Here is a 10382-nt window from a genome sequence, read left to right on the forward strand (position 1 = left end):
CCGAACCGTGCGGGTTGCACGGCCCGGGATCCTGATAACACAGTCGATACAGCAATGAGGACCGAGGATGTCTAACGGATTCTATCGTCACCTGACCGAACAGCTCGAACAGGTCAAGGCGGAAGGGCTATACAAGCAGGAGCGCATCATCACCTCGGCCCAGCAGGCCCAGATTGCGGTGGGTGGCGAGCAGGTACTGAACTTCTGTGCCAACAACTACCTGGGGTTGGCCAACCACCCCGACCTGATTGCCGCCGCCCATCAGGGGCTCGAGAGCCACGGCTTCGGCATGGCCTCCGTCCGCTTCATCTGTGGTACCCAGGACCAACACAAGGAACTGGAGCAGAAGCTGTCCGCCTTCCTCGGCACCGAAGACAGCATCCTCTACTCCTCCTGCTTCGACGCCAACGGCGGTCTGTTCGAGACCCTGTTCGGTGCCGAAGACGCCATCATCTCCGACGCCCTCAACCATGCCTCCATCATCGATGGGGTGCGGTTGTGCAAGGCCAGGCGCTATCGCTACGCCAACAACGACATGACCGAACTGGAAGCCCAGCTCAAGCAGGCCGATGCCGACGGCGCCCGCTTCAAGCTGATCGCCACCGACGGCGTCTTCTCCATGGATGGCGTCATCGCCGACCTCAAATCCATCTGCGATCTGGCCGACAAGTACGATGCGCTGGTGATGGTGGATGACTCCCACGCCGTCGGCTTCATTGGTGAGAACGGCCGCGGCACCCACGAATACTGCGAGGTGATGGAACGGGTCGACATCATCACCGGTACCTTGGGCAAGGCGCTGGGTGGCGCGTCCGGTGGCTACACATCCGGCAAGAAAGAGGTGATCGACTGGTTGCGTCAGCGCTCCCGTCCCTACCTCTTCTCCAACTCCCTGGCACCCTCCATCGTCTCGGCCACCATCAAGGTGATCGACATGCTGGCCGAGGGTCACGACCTGCGTGCCCGCCTCAAGGAGAACAGTGCCTACTTCCGCGAGCGCATGAGCGCCGCCGGCTTTACCCTGGCCGGTGCCGATCACGCCATCATTCCGGTCATGCTGGGGGATGCCAAACTGGCCGCCGAGATGGCGAGCCGCATGCTGGACGCCGGTATCTATGTGGTGGGCTTCTCCTTCCCCGTGGTCCCCAAGGGTCAGGCGCGCATCCGGACCCAGATGTCCGCCGCCCATACCCGGGAGCAACTGGACAAGGCGATCGATGCCTTCATTCGCATCGGTCGCGAGCTCGGTGTGATTTGATCACATGGCTGGCTGATTAAAACGGGGGCCAAGGTTGGGCCCCATTTTATTACCCTCTGTACCCGGCATGGCGCCGTGAGGAATCTGTCATGAAAGCACTCTCCAAACTCAAATCCGAAGTCGGCATCTGGATGACCGATGTCCCGGCTCCCGAGCTCGGCCACAACGATCTGCTCATCAAGATCCGCAAGACCGCCATCTGCGGCACCGACATGCACATCTACAACTGGGACGAGTGGGCCCAGAAGACCATTCCCGTCCCCATGGTGGTGGGGCACGAGTATGTGGGAGAGGTGGTCGCCGTCGGCCAGGAAGTGCGCGGCTTCGCCATCGGCGATCGCGTCTCCGGCGAAGGCCACATCACCTGCGGCCACTGCCGCAACTGCCGTGCCGGTCGCACCCACCTGTGCCGCAACACCATTGGTGTGGGTGTGAACCGCCCGGGTTCCTTCGCCGAGTACCTGGTGATCCCGGCCTTCAACGCCTTCAAGCTGCCGGACAACATCCCCGATGAGCTGGCCGCCATCTTCGATCCGTTCGGCAACGCCGTGCACACCGCCCTCTCCTTCGATCTGGTGGGTGAAGACGTGCTCATCACCGGCGCAGGCCCCATCGGCATCATGGCCGCTGCCGTCTGCCGTCACGTTGGCGCCCGTCACGTGGTGATCACCGACGTCAACGAATACCGGCTGGAACTGGCCCGCAAGATGGGCGCCACCCGTGCCGTCAACGTGGCCAAGGAGAAGCTCTCCGATGTCATGGAAGATCTCGGCATGACCGAAGGGTTCGATGTAGGGCTGGAGATGTCCGGGGTGCCCAGCGCCTTCCAGGACATGATCGACAAGATGAACCACGGCGGCAAAATCGCCATGCTCGGCATTCCTCCCTCCACCATGGCCATCGACTGGGGCAAGGTGATCTTCAAGGGACTCTTCATCAAGGGGATCTACGGCCGCGAAATGTTCGAAACCTGGTACAAGATGGCAAGCCTCATCCAGTCTGGCCTGGATCTCAGCCCCATCATCACCCACCATTTCCATATCGATGACTTCCAGCAGGGCTTCGAAGCCATGGGCTCGGGCAAGTCCGGCAAGGTGATCCTGAACTGGGATTGACGACGCGCGAGGGGCGTCTGGGCAATCAGCGCGCCCTATTTTGTTCAGCCTCACGAAACCCGGCGCATGCCGGGTTTTTTTATGTGGGATCACCCCTTCCCGCTCTACCACTTTGTTTGCAGATTGCTTAACACTTCACACACAAGCGTTTAAATGGCTGTAACTATTCGGTTATAATCCCGTCGTTTTCTGGGGATAATAAGAGCCTGCTGGGAGTACATGAGCGTGTTGAAAAAACTGAGCTATTTGCTGGCTGCCGGGATGGCGGCTGCCACTCTGTCCGGCGCCGTCCTTGCCGCCGATGACATGTCGACAGAGGCCATCGCCGAGCGTATTGCCCCGGTTGGCCAGGTTTATACCGCCAAGGATCTGGAAGGCATTGCGACCGCCGCGGCGGCGCCTGCGACAGCCTCCTCCGGCCCCCGTGACGGCGAAACAGTGTTCAAGGGTGCCTGCTTCGCCTGCCACGATACCGGTGCCGCCGGCGCCCCCAAGCGAGGTGACAAGGCCGCCTGGGAGCCACGCATCGCCCAGGGCTTCGACACCTTGCGCAAACACGCCATCGAAGGCTTCACCGGCAAGGCTGGCATGATGCCACCGCGGGGGACCTGCGCCACCTGCAGTGACGAAGAGATCGAGAACGCCATTCACTACATGATCGACAAGCTCTAAGTAATTGAAAGGGCTCCTCTTGCAGCCCTTTCAATCCCATCACTTCCGACTACGCTTGAAGGTAAGTTTTTTCGGGAGTGTTGCATGTCAGTTCAGCCCACCACACCGCCAGACTCGCACTCCTTGCTGGCGGTCGTCTCCTCCATCATGGATTTTCCCGCCCCCGGCATTGCCTCCCCCGAGGATTACTCCCGACTGGTCGGTCTGCTGGACACACTCTGCCCTCTGCAACATTTCGCCATGCTGGGGCTGGCCGACGGGGGGCTGAACTGGCGCTACACCTATCAGCTTCCCGACGTGTTCAAGCAACAATTGGGACGGGAAGAACCTCGCCTCACCGAACAGCTCACCCGGCTCGATGAAGGTCAGGGCTGGTGCGTGCAGCCTGTGGAGCATATCGACGTGCAGTGGTTGCTGGCACGCAGCACCCCGGAGCAGGCACCCACCCTGAGGCTGCTGCTGGAGTGCCTGGCCAAACGCCTGCACGAAACCCAGACCGGTACCCAGCTGGCGGGGCAGGCCTCCCCTCTCATGCAGCGGGATCCCCAGTGGCAGGAGAAAATCGAGAAGATCGGCCGAGTGATGCGCCTGGCTCACAACCTGCCTCAGCATGCCCTGTTTGCCCAGTTGGAAGCTGTGTTGCGCCAGATGCTCTCGGTCAGCGACATGTTGCTGATCCGGCTGGAAAACCAGCGACTGGAGCGACTCTATCCACCACACCTGACATACGACGATGACATCATTCGGGCCATGTGCCACAGCACCAACAGCGTAGAGCGCCATGAAGAGGGGCTTTACTGGTACAGCCTGCCCCTGCGCCAGCAGCAGCAATACTTTGCCCACCTCATCCTCAACATGACCCGGCCTCTGGAAACCGATGACAGGCTGTTCCTCGATTTCCTGCGCCATCAGCTGACCCTGTTGCTGGAGCTCAAAAGGGTGCGACAGCAACTCGATGAGCTCAACTCGGAGGAGTCCATCAACCAGCGACTCCAACAGCTGCGCCAAACCAACTTGAGGTTGCAGAAACGGCTCAAGCATCATCAGGAGCTGGAGCGGCGGCTCCAGTTCAATGCCCTGCACGACCCGCTGACCCAGTTGCCAAACCGAGCGCTGCTGATGAATCACCTGCATCATGCCATGACCCGCTACCGCCGTTACCAGACAGCCGGCTTCACCCTGATCTTCGTCGATGTGGATCACTTCAAGCAGGTCAATGACGCCCTGGGCCACAGTGCCGGCGACCAGTTGCTGCAGGAGCTGGGCAGCAGGCTGCAAGGCTGCATCCGGCAAAATGACATGGTGGCGAGGCTCGGAGGGGACGAATTCGTCATCTATCTTGACAACAGCCAGCGGGAAGAGGACATCAGCCCCGTGCTCAATCGCCTGATTGGCCGTATCGGCCATCCGTTCCGGCTCCAGGGCAACGAACTGACCATCACCGTCAGTCTGGGGGTCGCCAGCGTGACGGAGCAAACGGCCGATGTCAGTGAACTGCTGCACCAGGCAGACCTCGCCATGTACCAGGCCAAGCGCAACGGCCGCAGCCGCATCGTCATGTATTCGGAGGCCTGTACCGAACAGGCGGGGTCACCGGAAGAGCGGCTCTTCAGAGCCTTGCGGGAAGGGCGGATTGTGCCCTACTTCCAGCCGGTGATCAGGCTGTGTGACAGCCGCCTCGTCGGACTGGAGGTGATGGCGCGCTGGATAACGGAGGAAGGGGAGCTCAAGGATGCATTCGACTTCATTCCTCTGGCGGAACAGTGCGGCCTCATTCAGGATCTGGACCGCCAGATCCTCAAGCGCACCTGCCAGCAACTGAAGCTTTGGCAACCCGCCTCCGGGGTCGGTCGTTTCAGGATAGCCATCAACCTCTCCGGCAAGCACCTGGCCAGCCACGAGCAGATCATGCAACTGCTCACCATCATGGAGGAGGAGGGTGTCATCCCCGCATGTTTCATCTTTGAGTTCAACGAGCGCGAGCTCTCCCGGCAGAGTGCCGACTCCCTCACTGCCCTGCATGAACTGAGGGCGAAAGGGATCCAGGTCAGCCTGGATGACTTCGGCACCGGCTTCTCTTCTCTCAACGCCCTGTTTCACTTCCCGGTGGATTACATCAAGGTGGACGACAGCTTCACCCATCGCATGTTGAACTCACCCAAGGATCTGGCGCTGATCCGCGCCATGCGGGACATCTGTCAGGACCTCGACTTCACCCTGGTGGTCGAGGGGATCGAAAATCAGCAGCAGTTGCAAAAGCTCATCGAGCTTGGCTGTGCCCTCGGGCAGGGGCGCCACATCTCCCCCCCGCTGCCGGGAGCCGATATTCCCCCTCTGCTGGGTCAGGCCGTCCGAGAGACCAAGCCTTCCGGCCTCAATCCTTCTTGAACAGGGCCCGCAGGTTGGCGACCCCAACCTGCCCCTTCTGCTGGCGCTCCTCGGCCGTCACCTTCTTCTGGTTTTCCCACTCCAGGTCATCCTGGGGCAGCTCCAGCAGGAAGCGGCTCGGCTCCGGCCGCACCGACTCCCCAAACTGGCGGCGCTCCTTGCAGAGAGTAAAGGTCAGCTCGGTCTGGGCCCGGGTGATCCCCACGTAGGCGAGGCGCCGCTCCTCCTCCACGTTGTCCTCGTCGATGCTGGTCTGGTGGGGCAGCAGCCCCTCCTCCATGCCCACCATGTAGACATAGGGAAACTCCAGTCCCTTGGAGGCGTGCAATGTCATCAGCTGCACCTGATCCGCCTCATCCTCCCCTTCGTTGCGCTCCATCATGTCCCGCAGGGTGAGGCGAGTCACCACCTGAGCCAGCGTCATCGACTCCTCCAGCTCGTCCCCCTCCAGCATCTCGCTGATCCAGCGATAAAGGGTGGAGACGTTTTGCATCCGCATCTCCGCCGCCTTCGGACTGGGGGAGGTCTCATAGAGCCACTCCTCGTAATGGATCTCCTTGATCATGTCCCGTACCGCCTCCACCGGATTGCCGCGCAGCGCCTGATCGCCAAGCCTCACCAGCCAGTTGGTGAAGGCCTGCAGGGCGGATAGACCGCGTCCGGAGAGGTGTTGCTCCAGCCCCAGCTCGAAACTGGCGGCAAACAGGCTCTTGCCACGCTGGTTGGCGTACTGGCCCAGTTTTTCGAGGGTAGTGGGGCCTATCTCGCGGCGCGGCAGGTTGACCACCCGCAGGAAGGCGGTGTCCTCGTCCGGGTTCACCAGCAGCTTGAGGTAGGCCATGATGTCCTTGATCTCGGTGCGGGAGAAAAACGAGGTACCGCCCGAGATACGGTAGGGAATGCGGTTGGTCATCAGCGCCTTCTCGAAGATGCGCGACTGATGGTTGCCCCGATAGAGGATGGCGTAATCCTTGAACCGGGTGCGGTTCATGAACTTGTGGCCCATCAGCTCGGCGGCGATACGCTCCGCCTCGTGCTCCTCATTCTTGGCAAACAGCACCTTGAGCTTCACCCCTTCATCCAGTTCGGAGAAAAGCGCCTTGTCATAGACGTGGGGGTTGTTGGCGATCAGGATGTTGGCGCACTTGAGAATGCGCCGCTTGGAGCGGTAGTTCTGCTCCAGCTTGATGAGTCGCAGATTGGGGAAATCTTCGTTCAGCAGCACCAGGTTCTGCGGCTTGGCCCCACGCCAGGAGTAGATGGACTGGTCATCGTCACCCACCACGGTGAAGCGGGCCCGCTCGCCGACGATCTGCTTCACCAGTTCGTACTGGCTGGTATTGGTGTCCTGGTATTCATCGACCAGCAGGTAGCGGATCTTGTTCTGCCAGCGCTCGCGCACCTCCTGGTTGCTCTTGAGCAGCAGGGTCGGCATTACGATGAGGTCGTCAAAATCCAGCGCGTTGTAAGCCACCATCTGGCGGTGGTAACGCTCGTAGAGCTGGGCCATCAGCACTTCTTCAGGCCCGCGGGCGATACGCATGGCCCGAGCCGGCAGGATGAGGTCGTTCTTCCAGTTGGAGATCTGGCTGATGAGGGCCGAGAGCTTGTCCTTGTCGTTGTCGAGCTCCGCCTCGGTCAGCTCCTTGAGCAGCGCCAGCTGATCGGTGTCGTCGAACAGGGAAAAGTTGGCCTTGAGGTTCAGGCTCTTGTGCTCACGACGAATGATCTCGAGTCCCAGGGTATGGAAGGTGGAGACCATGAGTCCCCGCGCCTCCTTGCGACCCAGGGTCTGACCGACCCGCTCCTTCATCTCCCGCGCCGCCTTGTTGGTAAAGGTGACCGCCGCTATGTTGCGTGCGTTGTAGCCGCACTGCTGTACCAGATAGGCAATCTTGTTGGTGATAACGCGGGTCTTGCCCGATCCGGCACCCGCCAGCACCAGGCAAGGGCCGGAGACATACTTGACCGCTTCGTTCTGATTGGGGTTGAGCTTCATGGGCCGGATCTCTTGGCTTATGATGAGGGGCGGCATTGTAGCAGAGATCCCGCGGGCAGCCGAAACCGGGCACGGGATCCCGCCACTTCATCTTGTGTTTGCCCGCCATTTTCCGGATCATGACCGACTTTTCCAGACGAGATGAGGGGAGCATGAATCAGCAACAGCACGACCGGCTGCGCGGCCAGTTTCCAGCCTTGGCGCAGGAGGTGAACGGCCACCCTCTGGTCTATCTGGACAACGCCGCCACCACCCAGAAACCGCAAGCCGTGCTGGATGCGATCAATCACTACTATCGGGCCGACAATGCCAACGTGCACCGCGCCGCCCATGCCATGAGCGGCCGGGCCACACGCGCCTTCGAAGATGCCCGCAAGACGGTTGCCCGCTTTATCAATGCCCCTCGCAGCCACGAAGTGATATGGACCCGTGGCACCACGGAGGCGATCAATCTGGTGGCCCAGAGCTGGGGGATGAACGAGCTGAGGGCGGGGGATGAAATCGTGCTCAGCACCCTCGAGCATCACGCCAATATCGTCCCCTGGCAGCTGATCGCCCAACGCACCGGCGCCGTGATCCGGGTCGTCCCCCTCGATGAGCGGGGCGATCTCGACATGGCTGCCTATCACGCCATGCTGGGACCACGTACCCGACTGGTGAGCGTGGCTCACGTCTCCAATGCCCTTGGCACCGTCAATCCAGTCAAAGAGATGGTGGCAGCGGCCAAGGCGGTCGGGGCCCTGAGCCTCATAGACGGCGCCCAGGCGGTGGCCCATCTCGTGGTGGATGTGCAGGCTATCGGCTGCGACTTCTACGCCTTCTCCGGCCACAAGCTCTATGGCCCGACCGGGATCGGCGTGCTGTGGGGCCGCACTGAGCTATTGGAGCGGATGCCCCCCTGGCAGGCCGGCGGCGAGATGATAGACAGGGTCAGCTTCAGCGGCACCACCTTCAACACCCTGCCCTTCAAATTCGAGGCAGGCACCCCCCATATTGCCGGCGCCATCGGCCTGGCCGCAGCCATCGGCTTTGTGATGGAGCAGGACAAGGATTCATTGGCCAGCCATGAAGCGGCGCTGACCGACTATCTGGTTGCCGGACTGCAACAGGTGCCAGGGCTGCGTCTGGTCGGCGAACCCGGTCAGCGCGCCGGCGCCATCTCCTTCCTGCTGGAGGATATCCACCCACAGGACGCCGCCACCCTGCTCGACATGCAGGGCATAGCCCTGCGGGTCGGCCATCACTGCGCCATGCCGCTGATGGAATCGCTTGGTGTCGGCGGCACGATGCGCGCCTCGCTGGCCTGCTACAACAATCGGGACGATGTCGACGCCCTGCTGGCCGCCCTGCACAAACTCCGTGACTTCTTCTAAGGCAGACAATCCAATGAACAGCCTCGCAACCTATACCCCCATAGGCCTTGAGCCCGATGCCGACGCCATCCGCCAGCAGTTTGCCGCAGCCCACGGCTGGGAAAACCAGTACCGGCTCATCATCCAGCTCGGCAAACTGCTGCCTGCACTGCCCGGCGAATGGCAGCAGGAGGCATTTCGCCTCAAGGGGTGTGAGAGCCAGGCCTGGTTGAAGGGGGAGAAAGATGAGGATGGTAACTGGCACTTTGCTTGCGATTCCGATGCCCGCATTGTGCGTGGTCTGATCGTCATCGTACTGGCAGCGCTCAACCACCAACCTGCAGCGGCGATCCACTCCTTCGACATGGAGGGCTATTTCAGCGAACTGGGGCTGGAGAAACACTTGAGCCCGTCGCGGGGCAACGGGCTCAGAGCTATCGTGTTGGCAATCCGGGAGCAGGCTGCCTAACCCACCTTGTACAGTGGTCGATCAGGCTTCGCCAATCGACCCTGTGTCTTCATTTCCGGCCTCTTTCTCGGCGCGGGCTCCCCGCTCGGCAATCTTCTTCAAGACCCGGGACGCGGCAACCAAGCCAAAGGTGGCCGTCACCGGCGTCACGGCACCGAAGCCGGAGGCGCAATCCATCTTCATGTTGCCGTCACTGGCCGCCTTGGCCTGACAGGTGCCACCATTGCCGTCCGGGTAGCTCAGCTGTTCGGTTGAGAAGACACACTCCACCCCGAACTTGCGCGCCGGATTCTTGCTGAAGTTGTGCAGTCGGCGCAGGTCGGAGCGCACCTTGGCGGCCAGCGGATCCTGAATGGTCTTGGCCAGGTCGGCCACGGTGATCCGGGTCGGGTCCATCTGCCCGCCGGCACCGCCCGCCACGATCACCGGGATCTTGTTGCGCTTGCAGAAGGCAATCAGCGCCACCTTGGCCTTGACCGAGTCGATGGCATCCACCACATAGTCAAACTCCCGCTTGATATGCTCGCCCAGGTTGTCGGCGGTGACGAAGTCATCCACCTCGATCACCTCGCAATCCGGGTTGATGGCACGGATGCGCTCGGCCATCACCTCCGTCTTGAGACGGCCGACCGTGCCCTGCATGGCATGGATCTGGCGATTGGTGTTGGTGATGCAGATATCATCCATGTCGATCAGAGTGATCTGGTTGATGCCGGTCCGAGCCAGCGCCTCGGCCGCCCAGGAGCCGACGCCACCGATCCCGACCACGCAGACTTTCGCCTGGCTGAAGGAGCCAAGGGCACGCTGGCCATAAAGACGGGCTATGCCCCCGAATCGCTGTAGATACTCTGCTTTCATACCACCACCTTGCTTGAGGGCGGCCATTATAGCGGCAACCTCTCTCAGGGGCGATGATCGGATGATGGTGGTGTTGATGTGCGAGAAAAGGAGTGCGGTATCGAAAACGAAAAAAAGCCCAGTCGTTAGACTGGGCTTCTTAAGTAGTGGCGGAGCGGACGGGACTCGAACCCGCGACCCCCGGCGTGACAGGCCGGTATTCTAACCGACTGAACTACCGCTCCGCATTCGGTTAGCTTTCGCTAAATCTTTTGCTGCTCATTTGTGAGGT

At 61.2% G+C, this 10382-nt stretch carries 8 protein-coding genes and 1 tRNA gene; 6 read left to right on the forward strand and 3 right to left on the reverse strand.

Annotation, left to right across the window (positions count from 1 at the left end):
- The first annotated feature begins 67 nt into the window (after positions 1–67).
- The 4 genes from AB7E19_RS20505 to AB7E19_RS20520 all read left to right on the forward strand — a co-directional run bounded on the left by AB7E19_RS20505 (position 68) and on the right by AB7E19_RS20520 (position 5433).
- Entirely contained in the window at positions 68–1258 is a 1191-nt protein-coding gene (locus AB7E19_RS20505; protein WP_042879183.1) for a glycine C-acetyltransferase, read from the forward strand.
- An 89-nt stretch (positions 1259–1347) separates the two neighbouring features.
- The gene (gene tdh, locus AB7E19_RS20510) at positions 1348–2373 is read left to right on the forward strand and encodes an L-threonine 3-dehydrogenase (protein WP_010672427.1); all 1026 of its coding nucleotides are present in this window, start codon (positions 1348–1350) and stop codon (positions 2371–2373) included.
- Positions 2374–2592: 219 nt separating this feature from the next.
- Positions 2593–3045: a c-type cytochrome gene (locus tag AB7E19_RS20515; protein ID WP_045522541.1), complete on the forward strand. Its 453-nt coding sequence runs from the start codon at positions 2593–2595 to the stop codon at positions 3043–3045.
- Between the two features lie 84 nt (positions 3046–3129).
- On the forward strand, positions 3130–5433 hold the full coding sequence (locus AB7E19_RS20520) for a putative bifunctional diguanylate cyclase/phosphodiesterase (RefSeq protein ID WP_427936418.1): 2304 nt from the start codon (positions 3130–3132) through the stop codon (positions 5431–5433).
- On the opposite strand, the gene rep is transcribed toward AB7E19_RS20520, so the two are convergent.
- Positions 5420–7432 carry a DNA helicase Rep gene (gene rep, locus AB7E19_RS20525; protein ID WP_043155654.1) on the reverse strand — a complete coding sequence of 671 codons (2013 nt, stop codon included), beginning with the start codon at positions 7430–7432 and terminating at the stop codon, positions 5420–5422. The genes AB7E19_RS20520 and rep overlap by 14 nt on opposite strands.
- A 152-nt stretch (positions 7433–7584) precedes the next feature.
- Here rep and AB7E19_RS20530 point away from each other — a divergent pair, with 152 nt between their 5' ends.
- Positions 7585–8805, forward strand: a complete 1221-nt coding sequence (locus AB7E19_RS20530) for an aminotransferase class V-fold PLP-dependent enzyme (RefSeq protein ID WP_427936421.1) — start codon at positions 7585–7587, stop codon at positions 8803–8805.
- A 13-nt stretch (positions 8806–8818) separates the two neighbouring features.
- Positions 8819–9253 carry a SufE family protein gene (locus AB7E19_RS20535; protein WP_427936423.1) on the forward strand — a complete coding sequence of 145 codons (435 nt, stop codon included), beginning with the start codon at positions 8819–8821 and terminating at the stop codon, positions 9251–9253.
- A 21-nt stretch (positions 9254–9274) separates the two neighbouring features.
- Here the strand turns inward: AB7E19_RS20535 and tcdA are convergent, their stop codons facing one another.
- Positions 9275–10111, reverse strand: coding sequence for a tRNA cyclic N6-threonylcarbamoyladenosine(37) synthase TcdA (gene tcdA / locus AB7E19_RS20540; RefSeq protein WP_427936425.1), 837 nt, complete (start codon positions 10109–10111; stop codon positions 9275–9277).
- 147 nt (positions 10112–10258) lie between these two features.
- Positions 10259–10335: transfer RNA gene (locus tag AB7E19_RS20545), tRNA-Asp, on the reverse strand.
- Positions 10336–10382: the final 47 nt, after the last annotated feature.

It is taken from the genome of Aeromonas sp. (genome assembly GCF_050252055.1).
GTDB lineage: Bacteria > Pseudomonadota > Gammaproteobacteria > Enterobacterales > Aeromonadaceae > Aeromonas > Aeromonas caviae.

Coding starts and splice junctions, on each gene's coding strand:
- AB7E19_RS20520 (WP_427936418.1), top strand. CDS start 3,130: ATGTCAGTTCAGCCCACCACACCGCCAGACTCGCACTCCTTGCTGGCG.
- AB7E19_RS20530 (WP_427936421.1), top strand. CDS start 7,585: ATGAATCAGCAACAGCACGACCGGCTGCGCGGCCAGTTTCCAGCCTTG.
- rep (WP_043155654.1), bottom strand. CDS start 7,432: ATGAAGCTCAACCCCAATCAGAACGAAGCGGTCAAGTATGTCTCCGGC.
- AB7E19_RS20515 (WP_045522541.1), top strand. CDS start 2,593: ATGAGCGTGTTGAAAAAACTGAGCTATTTGCTGGCTGCCGGGATGGCG.
- AB7E19_RS20535 (WP_427936423.1), top strand. CDS start 8,819: ATGAACAGCCTCGCAACCTATACCCCCATAGGCCTTGAGCCCGATGCC.
- tcdA (WP_427936425.1), bottom strand. CDS start 10,111: ATGAAAGCAGAGTATCTACAGCGATTCGGGGGCATAGCCCGTCTTTAT.
- tdh (WP_010672427.1), top strand. CDS start 1,348: ATGAAAGCACTCTCCAAACTCAAATCCGAAGTCGGCATCTGGATGACC.
- AB7E19_RS20505 (WP_042879183.1), top strand. CDS start 68: ATGTCTAACGGATTCTATCGTCACCTGACCGAACAGCTCGAACAGGTC.